The 22033-nt window shown below is 56.2% G+C and carries 20 protein-coding genes and 1 pseudogene; 6 read left to right on the top strand and 15 right to left on the bottom strand.

Annotated features, from left to right (window positions below; all coding sequences use genetic code 11):
* A partial coding sequence (locus tag ACQZ6D_RS23355) for a hypothetical protein (RefSeq protein ID WP_448729987.1) occupies positions 1-245 on the top strand: 245 nt, incomplete at its 5' end.
* Between the two features lie 1432 nt (positions 246-1677).
* Here ACQZ6D_RS23355 and ACQZ6D_RS23350 read toward each other — a convergent pair.
* The 3 genes and pseudogenes from ACQZ6D_RS23350 to ACQZ6D_RS23340 form a co-directional block, all read right to left on the bottom strand.
* A pseudogene (locus ACQZ6D_RS23350) lies at positions 1678-1806 on the bottom strand (type IV secretory system conjugative DNA transfer family protein); the annotation flags it as partial.
* A 54-nt stretch (positions 1807-1860) separates the two neighbouring features.
* Entirely contained in the window at positions 1861-2169 is a 309-nt protein-coding gene (locus ACQZ6D_RS23345; RefSeq protein WP_065688621.1) for an anti-sigma factor antagonist, read from the bottom strand.
* 187 nt (positions 2170-2356) lie between these two features.
* Positions 2357-3283, bottom strand: coding sequence for a nucleotidyltransferase and HEPN domain-containing protein (locus ACQZ6D_RS23340; RefSeq protein WP_065705535.1), 927 nt, complete (start codon positions 3281-3283; stop codon positions 2357-2359).
* Between the two features lie 428 nt (positions 3284-3711).
* On the opposite strand from ACQZ6D_RS23340, the gene traA reads away from it, so the two are divergent.
* From traA to ACQZ6D_RS23320, 4 genes are all read left to right on the top strand, one after another.
* On the top strand, positions 3712-7512 hold the full coding sequence (gene traA / locus ACQZ6D_RS23335) for a Ti-type conjugative transfer relaxase TraA (RefSeq protein ID WP_448729988.1): 3801 nt from the start codon (positions 3712-3714) through the stop codon (positions 7510-7512).
* 248 nt (positions 7513-7760) lie between these two features.
* A complete protein-coding gene (locus tag ACQZ6D_RS23330) occupies positions 7761-8291 on the top strand; it encodes an MgtC/SapB family protein (protein WP_272448198.1) in 531 nt (176 codons plus the stop codon).
* A 247-nt stretch (positions 8292-8538) separates the two neighbouring features.
* Positions 8539-9702 (top strand): hypothetical protein, encoded by a 1164-nt coding sequence (locus ACQZ6D_RS23325; protein WP_448729989.1) that lies wholly within the window; start codon positions 8539-8541, stop codon positions 9700-9702.
* A 183-nt stretch (positions 9703-9885) separates the two neighbouring features.
* Entirely contained in the window at positions 9886-11829 is a 1944-nt protein-coding gene (locus ACQZ6D_RS23320) for a DKNYY domain-containing protein (RefSeq protein ID WP_155846281.1), read from the top strand.
* A gap of 39 nt (positions 11830-11868) precedes the next feature.
* Here the strand turns inward: ACQZ6D_RS23320 and ACQZ6D_RS23315 are convergent, their stop codons facing one another.
* Complete coding sequence (locus ACQZ6D_RS23315) at positions 11869-12669, bottom strand: hypothetical protein (protein ID WP_233284974.1); 801 nt, start codon at positions 12667-12669, stop codon at positions 11869-11871.
* Positions 12670-13066: 397 nt separating this feature from the next.
* On the opposite strand from ACQZ6D_RS23315, the gene ACQZ6D_RS23310 reads away from it, so the two are divergent.
* Entirely contained in the window at positions 13067-13345 is a 279-nt protein-coding gene (locus tag ACQZ6D_RS23310) for a hypothetical protein (RefSeq protein WP_013760976.1), read from the top strand.
* Between the two features lie 429 nt (positions 13346-13774).
* On the opposite strand, the gene ACQZ6D_RS23305 is transcribed toward ACQZ6D_RS23310, so the two are convergent.
* From ACQZ6D_RS23305 to ACQZ6D_RS23255, 11 genes are all read right to left on the bottom strand, one after another.
* Positions 13775-14224, bottom strand: a complete 450-nt coding sequence (locus ACQZ6D_RS23305) for a hypothetical protein (protein WP_013760977.1) — start codon at positions 14222-14224, stop codon at positions 13775-13777.
* Between the two features lie 2 nt (positions 14225-14226).
* Complete coding sequence (locus ACQZ6D_RS23300) at positions 14227-14775, bottom strand: hypothetical protein (RefSeq protein WP_013760978.1); 549 nt, start codon at positions 14773-14775, stop codon at positions 14227-14229.
* Complete coding sequence (locus ACQZ6D_RS23295) at positions 14772-15989, bottom strand: hypothetical protein (RefSeq protein ID WP_019566794.1); 1218 nt, start codon at positions 15987-15989, stop codon at positions 14772-14774. The genes ACQZ6D_RS23300 and ACQZ6D_RS23295 overlap by 4 nt, the downstream gene beginning before the upstream one ends.
* A 1-nt stretch (position 15990) precedes the next feature.
* A complete protein-coding gene (locus ACQZ6D_RS23290) occupies positions 15991-16257 on the bottom strand; it encodes a PAAR domain-containing protein (protein WP_020700639.1) in 267 nt (88 codons plus the stop codon).
* Positions 16258-16384: 127 nt separating this feature from the next.
* Positions 16385-16918: a hypothetical protein gene (locus tag ACQZ6D_RS23285; RefSeq protein ID WP_013760981.1), complete on the bottom strand. Its 534-nt coding sequence runs from the start codon at positions 16916-16918 to the stop codon at positions 16385-16387.
* A gap of 6 nt (positions 16919-16924) precedes the next feature.
* Positions 16925-17890 carry a hypothetical protein gene (locus tag ACQZ6D_RS23280; RefSeq protein ID WP_019566792.1) on the bottom strand — a complete coding sequence of 322 codons (966 nt, stop codon included), beginning with the start codon at positions 17888-17890 and terminating at the stop codon, positions 16925-16927.
* Positions 17887-18351, bottom strand: a complete 465-nt coding sequence (locus ACQZ6D_RS23275; RefSeq protein WP_019566791.1) for a hypothetical protein — start codon at positions 18349-18351, stop codon at positions 17887-17889. Before ACQZ6D_RS23275 ends, ACQZ6D_RS23280 begins: the two co-directional genes overlap by 4 nt.
* Before the next feature lie 8 nt (positions 18352-18359).
* Positions 18360-20513: a type VI secretion system tip protein TssI/VgrG gene (gene tssI, locus ACQZ6D_RS23270; protein ID WP_448729990.1), complete on the bottom strand. Its 2154-nt coding sequence runs from the start codon at positions 20511-20513 to the stop codon at positions 18360-18362.
* Between the two features lie 13 nt (positions 20514-20526).
* Entirely contained in the window at positions 20527-21027 is a 501-nt protein-coding gene (locus ACQZ6D_RS23265) for a type VI secretion system amidase effector protein Tae4 (protein WP_448729991.1), read from the bottom strand.
* 11 nt (positions 21028-21038) lie between these two features.
* Positions 21039-21428, bottom strand: a complete 390-nt coding sequence (locus ACQZ6D_RS23260) for a Rap1a/Tai family immunity protein (RefSeq protein ID WP_013760986.1) — start codon at positions 21426-21428, stop codon at positions 21039-21041.
* 108 nt (positions 21429-21536) lie between these two features.
* On the bottom strand, positions 21537-22013 hold the full coding sequence (locus ACQZ6D_RS23255; RefSeq protein WP_004431488.1) for an Hcp family type VI secretion system effector: 477 nt from the start codon (positions 22011-22013) through the stop codon (positions 21537-21539).
* Positions 22014-22033 lie beyond the last annotated feature (20 nt).

Raw genomic sequence — 22033 nt, 5'->3', positions numbered from 1 at the left:
GGAAAACAACAAGCAGTCAGCTCATCAACATGATTTCTTTAGAACGAAAGACTTCGTCGCCAGCAGCGCCGCCGCCCTCGTTCAGTGAGCGGACTTATAGAGAGCAGCTTGCGCTTACGTCAATGGGCAAAAAAAGAAAATCCTTGAAAAAAAAACGGGCGCCAAAATTCCGTAAAATAATCAACACTTTGGCGGCGTCGACGCCGTCTGGACAGATATTTCCAGAATTACGATGGCATTTTTAGTAGTCCGCTTTCACCATACAGAGTCTTACGCCTGCTCAAATTGTCGAATAGAGCTTACTACGGCGGTGGTTGGGCCGCGCCAAGAGTGCAAGCTTGATCGCCGAGACATTTCGAGTGAGTGCTATCCTTGAGGATAGCCAATTCCAAACAGCAGAATGGAAATGCTCGAAATGTCTGATGCTTCTTGGGTAGATTAGTTTCCTCTCGTCTTTTTCCCGGCCAAGTCATAGTGCTCGGCATAGGCATGTATTATGCGATCAAGTGGCATCACGATCAGGCGAAGAAAGATAGCGAGACCAAAGGGCACTGAGCGTGCCCCCTGCTGTCCGTCGCTCAAGCCCGCATTGCGTTGCTGGCTGAAGGCGACGAGAGCGGCAAGCAGTTGCAGCACCACCCCGGCGAATTATCAGCCTCATAACTGTCGCGGAACAACGGGCGAACTATGTGAGAACATCCGCGCCAATTGATCTACATTAGATTTTTCCCAATGAGAGCATTGGCTTACCTCTATCAAAAGCCGCTCCAGATAGCTGGAAGCGGCATGCTTGATGAAATAAATAGAATACGAGTAGCCAATATTCGGGAAAGTATTTGAGCTAGAAAAACGGTGCTCGTTCCCATGAAACGTGGAGATCAATCGAGACTTTCACTCAATTTGTCAATTAGCTCTCAAGGATATGCTTAATCTGTAAGCCTCCGCCCATGGCGTCAACGACAGTGCGCCAGCCGTTCGGTGCGCCTTTCCGATTGGGTCCCAGGTCGCTATCGCCTCGTAGAGCGGAGGTCGATCCAGATTTTAAGCGTCAAAACACCTGTTTGCAGGTATCAGCCCAAAAAGTGTCATGCCCGGGATGTCACAAGCGCCAAGAGCCCCACAGCTCATGTGGGAGCTTACGGCATAGTAAATGAGATACGCAATCGATCCAAAACCCGCTATGTGTAACACACCGCTCCGGTTCCAAAATAGCGTTATTCCGGATTTAAGATATAATAAGTAATTCTTTAAATTTGAACTAATCGATTATGGATCATATGCGATCCTAAAACTATCGGCTGTCTCGCCTAGAACGACAGAAGCGTGAATAGAGCAGTCCGGTATAGCTCCGGCCTGTTTCGCCCATCCCGATCCGGGCCGCGCCAACGATACAGCGGACGCATTCATGGTCGTTGTCGTTGAAAACACGCAGCACGCCTCCACTTTTATTCCTTCACAGCAAGACGCACGCCCGTCCTGCCGCTCACTTCGGCACTATGGGGAGCGCGTTCGCGTCAGGACAGGCTGGATCACCGCGTACCATATTCCGTTGCAGTGGACGCCTGTTCTCGGGGCTTGCCGAGCCATATCCACTTCCCACTACGGTCAAGATAGCACGAGGGCCGCGCGTACAATGGTGTGACGGGTTGCCCAACCGCCTTCTGGACACGCTTCCCGTCAGACTGGATCGAACATCTCCCTGAATTCCGGATCGGCAAAGTAGGCAAGCTTTTCAGCGAAAACTGGTCGTTGCCCGGCCAGGAACAGCAACTGTCCGTGCGCCGGCAGATTGCGCACCTCATCAGGGTGCGGCGGCTCGCATCATGTTCTTGAATGCGTCCCGAGAAAGTCGCAACCGGTTCATGGAGCGCCCTGCCCGCTGTCGCCACCCACTCCCGTGCCCGGCAGTCCTTGTCCGATCAGATCGTCAAACAGCGCCTTGTCATTGTCGCGCGTCAGAAAGCCCGGCAGTTCGCGGCGCAGCCAGTCATCGAGCTGTTGCTTAAACTCCTGATCATTCGCGGTCTCCAGGTGATGCAGAACGAGCGAGCCGATCAGGACCTTGCGGCGCATATCGTTGTTGCGCTCGGTTTTCGAGAGACGGGCCTTGAGGGCGGAACGTTGCGCATCCAGTTCAGCCAGGCGCTGTTCGATTGTTTTCCTTGCCACGATTGTTCCTTTCGATTGCGGTCGCACCGGAACTGCCGCTGTTGACCGCGGCTTTGCTCCTGGAAGACAGACCAGTTTCTATGAGGAGATCGACATAGCGATTGCGAGAGTAGGTTGGACCTTATGGTTCATGAGGCTGTAGTCGCCGTCACCTGAGCACAGGAGACTTTGTGCTAACCCGTGAATCTCAGTCGCTGGAATTTGCGGCTTGTCCTGCGGTCTGTTCGAGCTTTTCGATGTGCTCGCGGCAGAGCGTCTCAACCAGCTTATGAAGTTCCCCGGTCCGCTCCTGAAGCCAGGTGAGCGCCTCTTCGGAAACCTCGAAACGCTTCGAATAGCGTGCCTTGACGTAGGCCTCATTGAGGATGTTGTACCATGTGGTAAATCGCTGACGATCGCGCGGCCAGATGTCGATCAAACGGTGATCACGCCCTTCGGAAAGTCCACGCAGGAATTTGAGATTGTGCGACGCAGGGGAATAGTTTGTCAGTGTCAGGAGGTAGCAGTTGTAGGCGGTCTCCACTGCCTGATGGAGCGTAAAGGCTGCTAGATTGAGGTATCCTGACTTCAGGTAAAAACCGACGCCTTCGAGAAATCCCGCTGCATTTTTGAACTGCTTTTCAAAATGCTCCTCTGCCACCCTTAGTGCATCGGCAGGTCTGAGCGGTTTCGGTTCAGCCAGCGGCCTATCGTCGAATTCGTAAAGCACGATGCCTTCACGTGCGAGATCGACAAAGAAGGGTTGGCCATCATTCAAAAAGTTGCTGATCTCGCGGGCGCCATGCACGATAAGGCCGACGGGTGTCTCGATCTCCTTGTCCCACATCAGCCGGTCTGTTGTCTTGTCCCAGTATTTGGGATCGGCAAGTTCCTTGTTGCTGACGATGACGAGAATGTCGAAATCCGAGCGGTAGCCTTTCGACGTATGCGGCTCATCCACCCAGGTGCCGCGCGCATAAGAACCGAACAGAATGATTTTGAAAATCCGCCCGTCTTTCTTGGCGTCAGACTTCGAGCGCTCCACCAGATCAGCAAACTCTTCCTGGATAATTCCGACGACGCGCGCAAGCTCGCGTTGCTTTCGTTCCGGCAAATGTTCAAGGCTGGTCTTCATGTCTGCTCCGTTTCTGGGCGGTATCCTGTATGGTCCATTGTAAACTTCTTTGAAACTCCGATTTTTGGTAGCCGCCAATCGAATGCTTGTCTCCCGCACGCGCAATCTTCCGGCGCGTTGTCTGCGCCCTCTCCTGTTTGCCGAGCCGCGCCTGCAATAACTTCCTCCACTCTTCCAGCTCGCTTGTCCCTTGTCCTCTGTCCCTGATCAGTCGTGCGATCGACCTGCGCCTATCGCCCTCCCCGGAATGATGCGTTTGCATGCCTATTCAAACACGAGCAATTGCCACTTGGCGACTACTACTTTTAGTAGTCGAAATCGCTGTTCGTTGTTGCTAGCGTTGCCACCGGTAAACAGACAAGGGCGCACTTACGACTTGTGGCGCGTTTGAGCGTTTGGTCTCCCCGTTTGCGTATCGGAGATTTCGTTTGGCGATTTATCATCTCAGCACCAAACCTGTCTCGCGCTCATCCGGCCGCAGCGCTGTGGCATCTGCCGCCTACCGTTGTGCTGTTCTTCTCGTCAATCATCGCGATGGCCTTGTGCATGACTTCACCCGCAAAGAGGGTGTCGAGCATAAAGAGATCGTGCTGCCGGACGGTCTTTCTGCCAATTGGGCTTTGGATCGTTCGGCTTTGTGGAACGCTGCAGAGTTTGCAGAAAAGCGAAAGGACGCCCGCGTCGCCCGCGAATTCGAAATCGCGCTTCCGCATGAGCTTTCGACAGAGGGACGACTGAAGGCTGCACGTGCCTTTGCCCAGGATCTGGCAAACCGCTATGGCGCGGCCGTGGATTTTGCAATCCATTCGCCAAGCGAGCATGGTGATATCAGGAACTACCATGCGCATGTGCTGATGACGACGCGACAGGTTGGCAAAGCCGGCCTTGGCGAGAAGACTGTTCTTGAGCACAAGAACGCACGGCTGTTGGCAAATGGCATGGCGACGACCGACATGCAGCTTCGCGATATCAGGCAGTCATGGGAAGGCATCGCCAACCGTCAGCTTCAACGCGAAGGCCTGGATGTTCGCATCGATCATCGCTCGCATATTGAGCGCGGTCTTGAGTTGTCGCCGACCGAACATATGGGCGTGCATGCGTCGCAGATGCAGCAGCAAGGAATGGCAGTCGAGCGCGGGCGGCTGGATGACGAGGCAGCACGGCAAAATGCCGAGCTGATCCGCCAAAAGCCCGAACAGGTTTTGTCGCTGATCAGCCATGAGAAGAGCGTGTTCGATCGACACGACATTGCCAAAACCTTGCATCGCTACATCAACGATGACGCCCAAACATTCCAGAACGCCTTTGCGGCTGTCATGGCATCACCAGCGCTCGTGGAACTTCAGGCTGAGCGCATCGATGCCGAGACAGGCGAAGTGTCCAATGCGCGCTATTCGACGCGGGAGATGATCGATCTAGAACTCGCAATGGCGCGATCGGCGGAGCGGTTGCACCAAGCGCATTCCCATGGTGTCGATCCTCGCCATGTCGATCGAGCCATGGAGAGGCAGGATCACGCTCTTCGCAAAAGCTCCAGCGGACCGTCGGCTGCGAGCGATCCGTCAGCGGGATTGTCGGGCGAACAGCGTCATGCGATTGCGCACATTACAGGTCCAGAACGCATCGCCGCTGTGGTCGGGTTTGCAGGCGCTGGAAAGTCCACCATGCTGGCAGCCGCTCGCGAGGCGTGGGAGGCTCAAGGCTATCAGGTCCATGGTGCGGCACTGTCCGGAAAGGCAGCCGAGGGTCTTGAGGAAAGTTCTGGCATCCCGAGCCGCACCCTGGCGTCATGGTCTTACAGTTGGGACCATGGTCGGGATCTGATCGGTCGCAGTGACGTGTTTGTCATTGACGAGGCCGGCATGGTCGGGAGCCGGCAGCTTGCCCGGTTCATCGGAGAAGCGGAAGAGCGCGGCGCAAAGATCGTTCTTGTCGGGGACCATGAGCAGCTACAGGCAATCGGGGCCGGTGCACCCTTCAGGGCGATTGCCGAGCAGATCGGCCATGTCGAACTTTCAAATATTCGCCGCCAGCGCCATGATTGGCAGAGACAGGCGTCGGTTGCCTTTGCGACCCACAAGACGGCCGAGGGGCTGGCCGCCTACCGCGATCACGGCGACATCCACTTTGCGGAAAGCCGCGACGCTGCAATGGCGCAGATCGTGCGTGATTATCTTGCCGATAGCGAAGAGCATCCGCACGGCACCCGGGTTGCCATGGCGCATCGCCGCGCCGATGTGCGAGCCCTCAATGCCGCCATCCGCTCTGAACTTCAAAACAGACAAAGGCCGGAGGCCAGACACAGGCTGAGCGACGGTGCGGACCGTGGAGACCGTGGGAATGGTGAGGACGGAGTAGGTGGTGAGGATGTTGGAGAACGCGTGTTCCAGACCAATAACGGCAAACGCGCCTTCGCCGCCGGTGACCGGATCATCTTCCTCGAAAACAACCGCGACCTCCGCGTGAAAAACGGCATGCTTGGCACGGTCGAGCATGTGGAGCCGAACAAGATCATCGCCCGGCTCGATGGTCGAGGTGGCGACAGTGTCAGCGTTCCCACGGACAGCTATCAGGCGATCGACCACGGCTATGCGACGACGATCCATAAAAACCAGGGGGCGACGGTCGATCGCGCCTTTGTGCTGGCGTCCGGCACCATGGACCGGCATCTGACCTATGTTGCCATGACAAGGCACCGCGACAGCGTGCAGCTCTATGCCGACATCCAGGAGTTCGCCAGTGCGGGCCGGCTGGTTGATCACGGTATTGCGCCCTACGGGCATAACCGCGAGGCGCGAGAAAACTACTTTGTGACGCTGGAGAATGACAAGGGCGAGCGGCGCACAGTGTGGGGCGTCGATCTCAAGCGGGCCATGCGAGATGCATCGCCAAAGATAGGGGACAGGATTTTGCTCCAGCATGAAGGCGCCACGCCTGTCACGCTTCCGGACGGCACAAAGGCCGAGCGCAATACGTGGCGTGTCGTCAAGGGTGACGCGTTGGCGTACCAGCAGCTGACAAGCCGCCTGTCGCGTTCCGGCGCGAAGGAAACCACGCTGGATTACATCAGCGACTTTGCCGAGCGGCGCGGGATCGCAAGCGATAGATGGATCGTAAACGGCCAAGGGATCGGGCAAGAGTTTTGTGTCAGAAGCGAGATCGAACTTGCTTCCGCCAAAGATGAGCGTCAAGAGGTCTTGTCCCGTGCGGCCCATCTGCAACGGGAGCAGCAGGACCGGCCATCAGAGCGTCAGCAGGTTTACGAGGAACGTGCCGGCGATCTGGCCGGTCCTGTTCACCGCGAAGATCCTCGCAATCAGTTTGCCCGAACAATCGATGACGGTCGGCGCGACGACCGAATAGAGGACAGCAAAGGATACCGCCGCATCCGGTGGTCCGAGGTCATGTCGCAAGACGGCGCCGTCCCTGCCCCCACAGAAACTGTAGTCCAACAATCGCTGATCGAAACCGGTAAGCCAGCTCCACTAGTGCCAGCGATCACGCGTCACGACCGCAGCATCGAACAGGTAGCACGGGAAAGAGCGATGTCCGTCATCGAGCAGAGATTCGATACGGTCGAATCTCTGGTGCGGCACGTGTTCCGTGACCCGGTCGAGGTCGCGGCGAGACTGCGTACCGCGATGACCGAGAAGGAAGGCAACGGCAAGATCATGGCAAAGGCCATAGCCGAGCAACCAGAGCGCTTCGGGGAGCTACGCGGCAAGACGGGTCTGTTCGGGAACAACAGGGAGCGGAAAGAGGCGCTGCAATATGCCAGATCTCTGTCTGCCCATATTGGCTATGTCTCCCAGGCATGGGAGCGCCGGCTTGGCGAAGAACGCGCGAGCGAACAATGGCAGCGCGAAAAGCGTGATGTCATCGAGGTGCCCGACCTCACGCCGCGCAGTGCCGAAATCCTTGCCAAGGTGGAGAAGATGCCGGTCGCGAAGCGGAGCCAGTTTATCGCGGAGCTTCGCTCGTCACCTGAGGGCCGAGCCGCGCTCGATGAGGCCAAGCTGGTGGCCGAAGCGCTCACGCGGCGGCTTGGTAGTTCCGATCCTCGCAGGTTCGCCGAAGAACTCGAGCCACGCCCGGAGCTCGCAAAGCAGGCCGAGCATATCAACACAATCGCCCGCATAGTGCATCGTACACGCCATGCCGAGCTTAGCCATGACCACGCGTTGAGACAGCAGCTTTCCCGGTCGCAGGGGCTTGGATTGAGCCGATAGTAGGCGCCGACGACAACATTGGCGTCTTTTAATCGCCCCCCCAAAAGTGCGCCGCGCTTCCAAATTTCCTAGGCGTCCCGATGCACCTATCCCCGTTCAGCGCTCGAGACGGCTTCCCTCAGCAGTTCATCAGGACTGAATCAAACAAGCCGAGCTGTCCGGCGAAACGGGGTACACTCCAGCCTGCCTACAGAGGGGCCCCACGAAATTGGGTCACACGAAGCCCAAGTAGCCCAGCGGCCTGCGCCCTGCCCGCCATCCTCGAAGTTAACGAGGATATCCGCATGGGCGGCCAGGTGGTGACGGGGATAGGCTTCCTTGGCGCAGGACTGATCATGCGCGACGGCCTCAACATTCGCGGGTTGAGCACGTCGGCGACAATACGGACTACGGGAGCGATCGGCGTCCTCGCGGGTTATGGAGAAATTTTCGAGGCTGCTGAGGCAACGCTTCTGATCTTGCTGATCAACATAACCTCCCCCAGAGTTGTTCGGCTCATCGAGCGCTTTGTTCTACAACACCCAGTCGAGTCACAACGTCGTAGGGTTGAGGTCCGCACGACCACGGAAAGCGAAACCGAGGTCCGGTCGAGTTTGATGAGCCAAACGCGTGACGATCAACTAGCAGTCACATCACTCGCACGCCGCGTCAATTCACTGGATAGGAGCATCACAATTGATGTCACTATTTCAGGTGATGACGTTAACGACGAAGTCATGAGCGTTCTTGTGCAATCTCTTAGCTTGTCGCCAAACATTCTTTACTGCACCTTCACGTAGCTTTGAGACGCCACGGCCGGTTCAACGACAACGCCATAGCCGCCATGTTCGCGCACACGAACATCACATTCCCTTGACATCTGTTCTCGGAGATTTTTGAGAGCTGTCACGATTTCGGCCGTCTGGCGCTTTTTCCAATGACGTTACCATGAGAGTCTTCACCAGTCTAAACTCAGAGGTTGTGTTGCTGTACTTTTCATTGCACGGTTAGGCAGAATTATAATTTTTGATGTTGACCGGAGAGCGGATGGTACACGGAGAGAAATGCCGGTCTTTTGCATGTGTGCTTGTCGCAACTTCGGTCGCCGTTACGATGTTCGCCGGAACCGGTTTTGCACAGGATAACGATAGTGCCGTTCAAAATGCCGTACCGGTGATGAGAAAATTCGATTTCTCAGCGCCAGCCCTCAATCTTGAAGGTACGCTCTCCCCAAATGCTACGGTCGAAACCGTACCAATGAGTCCGACGGAGCCTGGCACAATCGGTAATGTGAAAGTCATCGGAAAAATAACTTCAGATTCGTCCAGTCCGAAGATCGAGACGACCTTTATCGGGTACAATCTGCAGGCGCCATCGGCAGCGTTTCGGATCTGCACTTACCAGGCAGACACTGCTGGATACACAACGCGCGTCTCAAAAGTTGCATCGGACCTGACAGAAGCTATGCTTCTGGGCACCAAGGATCAGAGCGGCGAACCACATAGCGCCCTTATCAGCTATTGCTTCTCTCGCGGGAAGCAGGCGCTGGGCATAAATTTCATTGCAGATGTCAGCAACGCGGCGGATGCTGACGCGGCTTATGATCTGGTAGTTCGGGCTGACAAGTATGCCGTTGCGTTCATTGACAGCCTCTCATGGGAAAATGGAGAAGAATCAAGCTTTGGGAAGGAGCTGCAATCGGTTCCTGTTCGGATAGGCAACGAGCGGATCGCACTCCGCATCCCGGACCAGTGGGAAATACCGATCAACGATTTTCATGGCGCTTTGCCGGCCGAGTTGCACATGATCAGGCGCAAGGGCGGAAGAGATGTTGGCCTGATATGGCTGCTCGTTCAGGACATGAAGGAAAAACCGGACCTGGAAATGGCCGGAGCCACGATCGTGAGGGATTACTTTGTCAGGCAGACACCTGATGCCCGGCCACCCGCACTGATATCGAGTGAGGAAGACAGTCTGCTTGCAAAACAGGGAATCCCCGCACGCACCTTCCGGTTTTCAGTGACAGACAAAAAAGGTCAGGACAGCGGCGATATAGATGCGACAGTCATATGGCGGAATGGGCGCCTGCATGTACTCACCCTTTGGTCAGCGTGGCCCTCCGCCGCCGATAACAGCAACTTCTTTTCCCGTCTTCCAGCTCTTACTGTCTACGATATCGTGCGACAAGCCACGGTAACAACGCAGCAATAAGGTACGGCGCAGATAAAAAACCAAAGCGCACAAAAGGAAGAAAAAACATTAAACTATGGTATTTTCTTAAAGTAAAAAAGCCTGTTTCCTTCTGGTATTTTGAGCCGCAAAAAATGGCGCAAGATAGACAGGCAAACTGGCTTGGAACCACGGCTGGCATTGACACCACAGATCGGAGCGGACTTGGGCGGAACTAAGCTGATTGAACTTTTCCCACTACCCTATGCCCATTGGTATGCGGCCACTCTTTTTGCCGAGGCCGGATATGCTGCGTCACAGATATTCGAGCGTCTCAACATAGATCCCGCGCGCTGGCAACGGTTCCGAGAGCGCTACAGCCAACTTCATTACGCCAATACAAGTTGGGTTACGGCCGCGTTCAGGCGGGACGGACTTCCCGAACCCGAACAGGATCGGGCGCTTTTCCAGCGTCTGACGGGGAATGACGGCATCGGCCTACCGGTAACAGAACCCTTCAGCATGCGCACAGAGCTTGCGGCTTTGCGGCGGGCAGTCGAAGCTAATCCTCGTATCGGCCCCTTCGCCAATGTCGACTGGGTCGCGCATTACATCGGAGAAAGACGATTCCCGACCATCCGCTATATCCACAATGGCCATCAGGTCTATGTGGACGGCGCACCAATCCGCGACCGCAAGGGCGTCCCGTTGTCCGGGGTCGACCCCTTCACCTTTCGACAGCTTGGTGACCGCTGGTTTTGCGACGATAGACATGTCTACGGCCAGGGCGAGACACCAACGAAGCTTTTCTGGTTCTCAGCGCGCGGCGCCGATCCGGACAGCTTCACCGTTCTGAACCAACGTTATGGTGTCGACAAGGCCGCCGGTTATTACATTACCAACTTGCGCCTTCCCACCGAGGAGCCGGGTACATTCGGGATCGTCAGCTATTATTACGGAAGCGGCCAGAAACCGGGCATCCGTATCGAAGAGAGTCACTACGCAAAGGACAGTCGCAAAGTCTATGCTTACGGGGTCGCGATTGAAGGCGCGGATGCGGCCAGTTTCCATTCCATCGGCGACGAAGGCAGATATTTCGCTGACAGGAAGCATGTCTATTGGGAGAAGAGCCTGATTCCCGACGCGGACCGAGAGAGTTTTGTCTGCGCATCAGAAGCAGGTCAGTATCGCGCTTATGACAGCGAGCGGCCGTACTATGCAGGGCAACCTCAATCAGTCTCGGCAGAATTTGAGTCTTGGAGCGGCTATTTCGAGAACCATCCCGAGATTGCCGACAGCTGGTGGCACCGGGAGAAGGCACGCCGTGCGGTAAGCGCGTCTGTGGGGAATGAGCCAGTACCGATCGGCGGTCTCTATTACAGCGATGGACGCCGGATTCTGGTTAGGCCACAGCGTCCGCAGGAAGCCGAATGGGTCTCACTCGATCATTTCGACCACGACAGCTTCCGACACATCGTTGATGTGTTCGGGCAGGATCGGCACGGCCTGCGCTACTTTTTGCCCGGCCTCGAACATTACGGGATGGAGCCCATTGAGAAAGCCGATCCCGCTAGCTTCGAAAAGCTCGACGGCCCATGGTTCAAAGACAAGCAGCAGGCCTATTACATCGACAGTACAGCACCTTTACCAGAGCTTGCTGTCGTCAAAATCGACATGGCGAGCTTCGAGGTTTTGGGCGGCGCCTATGCTCGTGACGCAAAAGGGCTGATCGTTGAAGGTGTGCGCAAGCGCGGCATCGACAATCCCGCAGCGGTGGAATCGCTCGGCTTTTCCTTTGCACGGATGGGCGATACCCTGCTTTATCGCGGGAAGCCCATCAGCCGGCCCGGCAAGGTCAATCCCGCCACAGCGCGTGGTGTCAACGATCAGCTTCTGATTGATGCGAACGGCGAGATGCTGTTCGGAGGCAGTTATCGCAAAAAGATTCCTGGAATCGATCCAGCCATTTTGCATTTCCTCAACCGTGTATTCGCAGTTGACGCACGGCATGTTTACGCGATGACCGATACAGGACTGCTGCTCATTGAGGATATTGAACCGGGCGAAGTCGAGCTAGCCGGCCTCTACGCGGTCCGGGTGGGCGACACACAGCTCCACGTTTCCGGTGGCATCGTAAGGCGGTTACGACCCGAAGATACAAGTGGATGAGTAATGCCTGATATCAAAGCTCCCCCGAGGCTGGGTGCGTCAGTAGTGACGAGCGGCGTGCGGAGGTGCCAGGGCGGTGAAACCTGCGCCGTTGAAGTCATGCAGGCGCGAGGAAGACTCAATAGGCATGACATTACCGGATCGGAAGTCGCTTTTTGCCAGCCTATAGAGGCACCCGCCGCGTGCAAACACCAGATCGCCGCCATCCCAGTCTGCCCAATCCGTTTCCGGAAGGTCGACAAGCAATGTTCCGTCCCGGTCAAACACGCGGTAGTCCAGTCCGTACCACGCCTTTTGACTGCGACCGATCGAATGAAGAACCATCTGAAGGCTCCGGCCGTTTGCACCCGGTTTTTGCAGGACACGCGGCTTGTTGAAGCTGTAAAAGGTCGAGGCCTTCAGGCCATTGGTTTGCCCCTCACCGGCGTCGATCACACGCCAACCGTCACGCGCAAGTATGTAGCCGCTGATGGGCTCGTCCTCTCCACGTCCCGACAATATACCGCACGGGTCCACTTGCATGCCTCGCTTCAATCGAAAACCTGGAGCGAACGAGACGCGGTTATCGTCAAACGGATGGTTGAGAAGCAGTTTGTTCTCGTCCTCGAAAACACCGCCTCCTCCCCACGCGTCTCCTTTTGGCCAAAGCGTCAGTGCGGTGAAGAATGGCGGCTTCGATATGGCCGTCCAGCTCGCGTAGGGCGGGCGATTTGTGGCCGCGAAGTAGACCAGAAGTTCTCCGGACGGAGAAAGATCGCAGCGTCTCTCGTAGACCCGTCCCTTCAACCATTGACCATGTTCAAAAGTGTCGGTGCGCAAGTCCCAGCGAATGAGCTGCACCAGCCGGCTCGGGCCGCGCCGAAATATGACACCTGTTCTCGCTGACCGTGCCAGGATCGCATACAGCCTCGGTGCAAGTGCCTTCCGAGAAGGATCTACAGTCTGCTTGCCTTTCTCTACAGCCACCTGAGCAACTTTCTTCCGGCACTATCTGATGCCGTCATGTAGGACGTCACATGACAGTTTATCCCTGTGTCCGCATCGAGCTTGCGGACTTCCATCTCTCACCTCTCCGAAATACCGCGCAACACCATTATCAGATACTGGACGAAAAAATCGACATTGCGTAGTTTTAAACAACAACTGCATCCATTGAAGCGATTTGACACTTCGTCTCCCACGATTTGATCCAAACCCGGATACGTCGCCGTTTCAACCGATCGCACAGGAGAAACGCTTGCTGATACTTGAGATCGTCATTTTTTCTGCGGCTCTTATCGCGGTTGGCCTTCTGGCTGTGCAGCAGATTATCGCGCAGGTTCGGGAGTATAATTTCTACAAGAAGAATGGTGGTGATTTTTCTGTCGACAGCAACATGGATCACGTCAAACTTGACAGATCCATGCACTACAACGACCTCCGCCTCACGAACTGGCAGCGATTTTATCTGTTCCGCCCAGCCTGCATCGCGATGCTCGTCTTTGTTTGGGCTATGATGGTAGTCTCTTTGCTTTAACTGAAACGCCAGGCTTAGGTTGCCCTTGGCATTGCTCGTCGACCAGACTGTTTCGGCAAGCCCCCTGCAGCACCTCACCGGTGCCAAGACAATGCGATTTTGTTCGGCAAGCGGTCGGAGGCAATGGCAATCTTAGTCATTCGGTTTAGGCCGAGGTTTAAATTTGACGTGCCTGCGTATAGCGCTGCGATTGCGTGTGGCCATGCGGGCTGTTCAAAGCCACCTCGACGTTAAGCGGATACAAATGCCTCTTCTGGCTGCGCAAATCCGCAAGATGCGCTTAAACGCTGAACTCGAGGTCCAAATCGTTGACCTTCGCGATCGCATTCGTTCCGCTCTTCGTGTAGACGACCTAGGTGCCGGCCAGCGAATACATTCCCAGACCCTTCCCGCACACTCGTGATCAGTCCTCAGTGGGGTCGTCCGCCATTACCCGATCGTATAGTTCGATGCTACGCCGCGAAGATGTGTGACCGTCGCTTGCGACAAAACACCACTGCCCAGATAATCAGCAAAGCTGAATGAGAATATGTCACTTCGTTCTATCGCCTTGACCAGATTGGTATCACCAAAGACAACGAGGTATTCGTGATCCTCCGGCGCCCAGATCCAGAGATCATGAGCTGAAAAATGGATCAGAAGGCCATAGGGCGAATTTTCAAACAGTGCATCAAGCACCAACCCGACCGGTTGCGGTGCAAAATGGCGCGGAGGCTGACCGAACTCGTAAGCAGCGAAATCAATCTCGTTACTACCGATACGCGCGGCGACGAGAGCGATTTCCTCCTCGCTTGGAAATTCGGGGTAAATCCTCGCCGCGAAATTTCTGTTTCGAATGGCCTGATGATCCAGCGTGCAGTCTTTTCCAATGAAGTCCATAATTAAACCCCAGGTCCGTCATTATAGCGTATCTCGGTCTGACGACCGTTTGGCCTACGTATTTGCAACGTCGGACGACCGTCAGAGCTTCCCGGACGGACGGTAACCTTGCTGCCGTCTTCCAGTTCCCCCGTGCGGCCCGGCCCGTATTGTGTTTCGATACCTTTCTCCTTGCCCGGTTTCAAGGAATCGAAGTCGCGTTCAGCTTCCGCCATACCGCCATCCTTTTCGCCGTGTTTTGTCTTACCCTTTGTCTGTTGACTGACGCCCGCTTCATCCTCCAGTTCCTCTTGCCGCTTCTTCTGTTCTTCCGCCTTTGCCGAATCGCAGTTCCCAGTGCAGCTTCCCGCCTCGCCATCGGCGGGTTCAGAATGGCTCTCATTGTACATTTTGTAGAGTTCGTAACCTTCATAGGCCAGCATGGCGAGGCCGATTGCTGCACCAACTGGCCCAAGAAAACCGAGCGCGGCGCGGGCACCGAGCCTCGTTGCCACGCCTGCAGCCGCACGGCCAAGCAGAACCTCCCCGCCAGCAGCAGCCACGGCAGTCATGCACCCCCCCGTTCTTTCGCCGCATTCGCCATCAGCCGCATCATTTCATCCAGCCGAGCGTCAGGATTGCGGCCTCTGAGGTTCTGGCGAATATCAGGTGCTTCGATGAAGCGCCCGTTGCTTGCGCTCATAAGGTAGGTCCACTGAAAGAATCCGCGCTCGGTTTTCAATCCGTAAATTCGTGCCTGTGTTTCATATCGTTCCATGAATATGAGCGCTTCGCGCTCGTCCATGCCTTGTAGCAAGTGCGGCGCGGACCTTTGAAAGGCCGTCACTCGGCGGCGACGCGCGGCGAGCATTCGCGATGCACTGATGACCTCGATATTCTCAGGAGTCAGGCGCAACATGCCGCCCTGCGCGACGACATCAACCGGTCGATGAGCGCGCTTGATGTTCCCACCCCATGCCTCGGCCGGAGCGAAGTAGATTTCTTCGGCCGGGCCCATAAGGCGCACCACCTGTTCCGGCGAAAGCGCCGGCAACACCTGCATCATGACATTCGGGTCGGCATGGCGGAAAACAACAATTTCGCTACGACCCCGCGCCTCTTCAAGATCAAGGGCGAACGATGCCCCTTCTTGCGCATCGCCGGCCGCCAAGGAGATATCACCGGCTTCTCCAGAAACCGAACCGCTCAATCCCGCGAGCGCGTCTCGCTCAAGCGGCAGAAAGATGCGGTTAATACCACGAAGATGCCTGTAGATTGTTTCCTCAGAAAGGCCGCGATCACCGACCCAGAATACCACAGCCGGCCTGTCTGCGATAAGCTTGAGCAGGGCCTCTATTCTGCTCTTTACCCGCCCAGGCAAATCGATCTCGTCGGCTGGCATCAAGCCGCCGCCACTTTCATCACCATTGGCGACTGCTTTCGCCATGTCATTCGACAGTTTCGCTGCCAGCGCCTGCAGTTCCTCGTCGCTTGGCTCCGCCGTCTCGACCAAGCTATCCGGCGCACTTGAGGCCGGCGGCGAAAGACTAAGTGAAACGAGCCACGGCCCGCCGAGCACAATTGCCGAATTGGAACCCGCCGACCGATAGAGCGGCCTGTGGCACAAACCAGCCGCCGAAAGATCCGCTGTTAGGTTACCGAAGAGAGCTCCGTCCAGCACCGCATAGATTCGCCTGTCGCAACTGTCCGCAATCCGGGAGAGGCGTTTCAGATAAACCTGACCGACCGCTGGCACCTCCGCTCCGCCGTTAAGCTGGCTCTGCATCTTATCCTCGAACCGTTGGAACGGACCGCGCGGCCATGCTTGCCTGGCAGGAGGTTGCATCACTGCCGCCCTTTGGCTCACGGTCGCCGATGTAGACGTCGGTCGAACCGGTTTGCGCATTGCCGCCACAGTCAATCGCATCGCCTACTCGACCGGCCCGCTTGCCGTTGATGAAGACGGTGGATGCTCCAGCCGCCAGAGCCCGCGGATGTGAGGGCTTCGGGCAAGACGGGCAGCCATGCGGCAAATAGGCATCCCCGACGCGCATCAGCGGCCGACCATTCACATAGACATTATTACTACCCCCGGTCGCCGGTGTGGGTGGAAAATGGCAGGAATGGGATGAACCTATATCGGCACGGCGATGAGCTTTGGGCATCGGCTATATCCCCTTTTCAGCGCGCCTGAAGCATGGCGCGTGTCAGTAACCCAAGCCGTGCTCCCTGCGGCGGGACAAACGATCCAGGGAGCCATTCGGGCTTCGAGGCCAAGGCAAGAGCAACGGCAAAATCGTCATCCTCGGTGCGCAGAAGCGCACTCAGATCTACAGGAACAATAGCGGGATTGAGCATAAGCGCAGCAAAATCGCTGCCGATTTCAGGGTCGATCTTCCAATGCAAACTTTTGCCGCGTCCTGCGACCTCGGAAAAGGTCACATCCCCCTGACACCAGGACAGAGCGGAGCAGCCCAGCGGTGTCCAGCCTTGGCCATCGCACAGCATTCTCCATCTGTCGGCCGAGAATTGTGATAGATTTGTCAACAGCTCATGTTGGGTTCTTATCGCTTTCAGCGCGATGTCACGGCTTGAGCCACCCGCATTGAGCATGCGTACATAGGTATTTTTCCACTGGCGCTCGGTGGAATGGAGCTCTAGCCAAATTCCCGCCGGCGTAGATCCGTCGTCAAATTTCACTGGCTTTGATAACATCCGGCCTCACCTCCCCTCATAGAATATATGTTGCTTGTCCATAGGCACCCAAGGCATGAACGGGTTACTGTCAGGGGAACGCGCACCGGAATAGAATTTCTCGGTCATTTCTACCGACCTCTGCAGTGCATAGCCGGAATCAGGGAAACCGTATTTAGCGGGATTGACCTGCATGTCCCTAGTGATCGAGTTGATGATACGGTCCTGTTCCGCGATACGATCAAGCTGCTTTTGATAGGTATATTCTTCCGACTTCCATTCACGGAAATATGGATGAACGTTGTAGGCTTGGAATGGGTATTCCTCGCGTTTTGACCGGGACAACTCGTTCCAGAGCGAGTACCATTTTTTAACTCGCCAAAAGCCAATCATGGAACCCAGGGACGCGCCAACCAGGGTGGCTTCGGTCTTGACATTGAGGGCCGTCGCCCCTTTGAAAAGATTGCGGGCGTCGGCAAGATAATATGTCCCGACCCCTATTGCCGCATCAACAGAAGCCCCTGAGACCCACCCCATGGTGTAATCCAGATCGTTGATACAAAACGGTTTGAGAGCGCTCATTCCGTTCTGTTGCGCAGCAAGAAAACGGTAAATTTTTTCAGCGGAATCATACTGGTCTCCCGCTGTCGGGATGTCCGATATGTCCTTTGCGGTTTTCATATCCTCTATCGTCTTGAGTTGTTCGGAAGCCCCGCCGCCCTGACCGATCCTCATCGACTGCCCGCCGCCGCGTTCAACGCGCTTGGCGGCATTGGACATGCCGTAACCTGCTGACAGGCCGGCCCCGTAGAACGAGGCGACACAGGCGCACAAGTTCTCCCGGCCGAACAGCAGAAAGGTGTGCGCACCAAGAATCAGAGATGCGCCACTGTCATAACCAATCAGCCATGACTGGGATTTGGTATGTGCCAATCCAGCCCAGGAGTCGGGAGTTTTCAGGTCGTTGCCATAGGGAAATGCGCTGTCGCTCATTGCTCCGCCTGACCGTATTTGAATGGCACATAGGGTACGAATGGTTTCGACGGATCGAAGTTCTGCTGTCCCGGATAAAGAAGGCAATAGAGCTTCTGTTTGTAAACGACCGCCAGTGGATAACACGCGTCCTTCTTGGCCATGCCGCCCGCGCCACATTGCTGGAGCCCCTCGAGAACCTCCATCGCTCGGCACTTTTCTTCCCTACAGTCGTAGTCCCTGATGTCCTCATAACCTTTAGAATAGAAAATGCGCGTTTTCGTATAGCTGTCTAACGGCCCAAGAACGGCCGCAAGCCCTGCATAGGCTCGGTCAACATCCTGCTTCTCTCCGATGTTGAAGGTGGATGGCGTATCCGATGTGAAGGCGAATTTGGCCGGATCGGTTTCGCATTCAATTGCGAAGGAAAAAGAGCTGGAGGCCATAAGGATCACACATGCCGGGGCCAGGATTCTCGTCATATTGCTTCTCAATTCAAATCTATCCTTCCGCCATTGACGACAACACGCTGTTCGCCATTGATCTCGATCTCTTCAAAGTCGAGAAAGAGCTTCGTACCGCTCAGCGTGACAGTTCCATCCTCATGCATCAAAACATTGGCCTTTCCGCAAGTCAGGTGCAATTCGCCCCCGCTATGTACGGTCGCGCTGTTTTGCGCAGACAGCGACATCGTGTCGTTGCTCATGAGATTGACACGTGTTCCTGCGTTGACGCTGTAGGACATACCGACATTGGTAGCCATTCCGGCCCCCACGTTGACGGCTTTGAACACACCCACGCTCTCAGTATTGTTCTTCTCGACGATGACGGACATATTGCCCTCGCCAGGATTGAGAAGCCCTGGAAAACCGAGGTTCTTTGCAACGTCGCCAATCCCGCTCACAAGCGAATTCAGCACCGAATTCACGACCCTTCCTATCCCGCTCGGCCCAACTGTAACCATCATATTGCCACCAACAACCTCGTGGTGGTTGTTGCGCACCTCTATCGACTTATTGTGGCCAACCGACTGGACCCAGTTATTATCAATCCGTTCGCTGTGATTGTTTCGGATTTTTTCGTTGCGGTCTTTCTGGGCGTGAATGTAAATTTCCTCGCGGCCATTCTCGTCTTCGAAAGTCAGTTCGTTGAAGCCCGAACCTTTGTGCGTGTTAGTCCGGAACGTGCTCTTGGTTTTGTTGGCAGGCAGCTCATAAGGCACTGTCTGACGCGCATTCGGCACCACGCCGGTGACCAGGGGCCGGTCCGGATCGCCATCCACAAATGCAACCATCACTTCCATGCCGATGCGCGGGATGATCTGGCCGCCCCAAGTGGAGCCCGCCCAGTTCTGCGCAACCCGCACCCAGCACGTATCCGTACCATCCTTCTTTGCCTTGCGATCCCAAGGGAACCACAGCTTGATGCGGCCATACTGATCCGGGTGGATTTCCTCACCCTCCGGGCCAGCGACGATCGCCACCTGGGTGCCTTCGATGCGCGGGCGTTTTGTTGACCGATGGGGCGTCAGCGGCACGCGGGCCGGAATTGCCTCGAAGTGATTGCGATATGCCGGTTCGTTGCTGTTTGTCTCATAGGAGAGATCAACGATGCTGTGGCTTGCCCTGATGATCACATGCTCTTCATAGGCATGTTCGGGATGGGCGACCTCGTAAGGCGTAAAGCGACGGCCGGGTTCGAGAATGCGTGAGGTGGACGATCCGAATACCCGGTCGTGATCGGCCTCGATCGCCTGGGTGCGCAGTTTCTGCGCCCGTTCCGCTTCTTCCACCGTCTTGATGCGGGCCGGATATTCGTAGAGCTCGCGCTTCGTCGCGTCCGGCATTTGCACCAGAGACGGCGTCATCGTGCCAGGCACCATGCCCGGCGTCTCGAAATTCCAGTCCGCGCCCGCCCGCTGGCCGGAGACATAGGAGAACCGCCGTGCCCAGTCATTGATGTGGTTGCGGTCCGACGAGCCCTGCGCCAGCCGCACCGTTCCCTCCCCCTGGGCAGCCGGAGACGGCCCGAGCCAGCCGCTGGCGCTATCGGCAACATGCAGCTTATGGGAACCGTCCTCGTGGCTGAACCAGTAGAACAGGCCATCCTCTTCGAAACGGCGGGTGAGATAATCCAGATCGGTCTCGTTAAACTGCACGCTGTAGTGCTGTGCAGGCGGCGGCGAGATGATGCCTGACGTATCGGGAGCAGGAATTCCGTGTTCGGAAAACAGCGTCTCAACGATATCGACCGCCGTCTTGTCCATCCAGATGCGGCAATCGGAACGCCGCGAAAGCAACCACATCTGTGGCCGGATGGTCATCGAGTAAGAGCGCAATCCACGCGTGATCGGAGGACCTTCATGGAGCTCTGTTACAAGGCCGTTAAAGGGACGGCGAACACCGCCGCCCTCACCCTCGCCCTGGCTGATCTCGAGCGAAACATCGACCAGCCGCCCGATCAGTTCCTCGGGCTTAACCGCCTCCTTCTTGGCACGCACCGTCAGGCGAATATCAAAGAGCTGCGATACGCCTTCCTCGACCGTCAGACGCTCCGGCAAAAGCTGATCCTCTCCCAAAGGCGACTTGACCTTGAGGACGCGGCTTGCCTGAACGAAATCAGAAAGTGACGACTGGTCGTTCATGGAACACTCCTAATCAGGACCCGCGGCTGGACTGAAGTGGCCAGAACCAGATCGTTTCCGCATTGTAGTAGCAGGCCGACGCGCATTGGGTGGCCTCTGAGCCACCCCGCACAAGATCGATATGGCCGCCTCCGGTGTAACCAGGGATATTGTTGAACGCCACAACACCGTTACGGGCACCGATGCCATTACGCGCTGTCGCGGGGGTAAACGGTTCGGGCTCGCCTAGATAGCTCGTCCGTTTCACCAGAGTTGCGAGGCGGCGCATGTTCACCTCAATGCCCTTGCCCGCATATGGACCTTTCTGGATGCGATGCGAGGCTGGCACGATGTTGATCCCCGATTTCACGAAAGCGATGCTAACGCGGATGGCACAGGTATTGTGATAGTTCGGGTTACCGATAAAATCATCCCAGCCTATTTCCGTGAAAAGATCACGCTGGCTGACATAGTTCGGGTGCGACGGGTCGCTGCTCGGATAATTCTTATAAAGAGTGTCAAAGTTAACGCGCATGGTTCGTCCCACTAGTTACTTTTCTGCTCACAGGGAAAGGAGACCTTGAGCGCCTCCCGCACGAGAGTGGCTGCCTGTTCATCCAGTTTTTCCGCAGGAAGATCGCCGAGATAGGTGTAGATCCGGTCGTTGAGTTCATGGGGCGCCACGGCGCCTGCACCACACCAGTCCGATCCGCTCGTCAGATCGGCCACGCCAGCGATATAGGCGCTTGATTTTGCAACGGAAACCAGCCGCCGCATTTCCGGATCGGACACCTCCGGGGCAAGCTTACCCTCGATGGCCTGCTTGAGTTCGGCACCAGAGAATATCCATGTCCGCTCCGCCGCACCGACCGGCGAAAGACCGGAAGATGCCAGAACAACCGGCACGGAAACAAAAAACGCATATAGGGAGCGCATCAAAAAACCACCTAGACCAAACTCGACGTGAAACATCACGACGTGAGCTGCAAAACTGCATTGAAAACGTTCCGGTGCCGGCAACGCCGGCACCGGGTCGCGTCACGATCAGGCAGCCTTCGTCGTCGCCAGATCGTAGGAGGCGATCATCGGAGACTGCGGCGAGTTGTTGTCGTCGAACGGCGTGTACTTCACTTCCATCTTCGTGAAGTTGAGCTTGACGGTTTCCACCGGACGGTCACCGCTGGAATCCACCGAGTAGCTGGCGATAAGCGTGTTTGTCAGCAGATACTCGATATAGGTGTTGCCGGGATTACCCGTGGTCACCAGATGAATGGTTGCGAGCTTGCCGGTCCGGCCGGCGCAGGCTTCCTGGAAAAGCTTGGTGGAAGAAGAATCGCTAACCTTGGTCAGAATGACTTCCGAAATGGTCGGTTCGGATGCCTCGCGGTTTGCAGCAGAACCAGCAGAGGTGTTCATGTTGCGGGCCACGTTCCAGTGAATGGCTTCAATATCCATCCACTTGCGATGTTCTTCATGGGTGGCGTCGCCCTGGATACCGTCAATCTGCAGATAAATTGGCATGCTGTAAGCTCCTGTAGCTA

It is taken from the genome of Agrobacterium sp. 22-3639C2, assembly GCF_053522105.1.
This window is presented reverse-complemented; position numbering and strand designations above follow the sequence as displayed.

What these genes read in the sequence shown, in the direction of transcription:
- ACQZ6D_RS23340 (WP_065705535.1), bottom strand. Translation starts at nt 3,283, where the DNA reads ATGAAGACCAGCCTTGAACATTTGCCGGAACGAAAGCAACGCGAGCTT.
- ACQZ6D_RS23325 (WP_448729989.1), top strand. Translation starts at nt 8,539, where the DNA reads ATGGTACACGGAGAGAAATGCCGGTCTTTTGCATGTGTGCTTGTCGCA.
- ACQZ6D_RS23305 (WP_013760977.1), bottom strand. Translation starts at nt 14,224, where the DNA reads ATGGACTTCATTGGAAAAGACTGCACGCTGGATCATCAGGCCATTCGA.
- ACQZ6D_RS23300 (WP_013760978.1), bottom strand. Translation starts at nt 14,775, where the DNA reads ATGACTGCCGTGGCTGCTGCTGGCGGGGAGGTTCTGCTTGGCCGTGCG.
- ACQZ6D_RS23295 (WP_019566794.1), bottom strand. Translation starts at nt 15,989, where the DNA reads ATGCAGAGCCAGCTTAACGGCGGAGCGGAGGTGCCAGCGGTCGGTCAG.
- ACQZ6D_RS23290 (WP_020700639.1), bottom strand. Translation starts at nt 16,257, where the DNA reads ATGCGCGTCGGGGATGCCTATTTGCCGCATGGCTGCCCGTCTTGCCCG.
- ACQZ6D_RS23285 (WP_013760981.1), bottom strand. Translation starts at nt 16,918, where the DNA reads ATGTTATCAAAGCCAGTGAAATTTGACGACGGATCTACGCCGGCGGGA.
- ACQZ6D_RS23280 (WP_019566792.1), bottom strand. Translation starts at nt 17,890, where the DNA reads ATGAGCGACAGCGCATTTCCCTATGGCAACGACCTGAAAACTCCCGAC.
- ACQZ6D_RS23275 (WP_019566791.1), bottom strand. Translation starts at nt 18,351, where the DNA reads ATGACGAGAATCCTGGCCCCGGCATGTGTGATCCTTATGGCCTCCAGC.
- tssI (WP_448729990.1), bottom strand. Translation starts at nt 20,513, where the DNA reads ATGAACGACCAGTCGTCACTTTCTGATTTCGTTCAGGCAAGCCGCGTC.
- ACQZ6D_RS23265 (WP_448729991.1), bottom strand. Translation starts at nt 21,027, where the DNA reads ATGCGCGTTAACTTTGACACTCTTTATAAGAATTATCCGAGCAGCGAC.
- ACQZ6D_RS23260 (WP_013760986.1), bottom strand. Translation starts at nt 21,428, where the DNA reads ATGCGCTCCCTATATGCGTTTTTTGTTTCCGTGCCGGTTGTTCTGGCA.
- ACQZ6D_RS23255 (WP_004431488.1), bottom strand. Translation starts at nt 22,013, where the DNA reads ATGCCAATTTATCTGCAGATTGACGGTATCCAGGGCGACGCCACCCAT.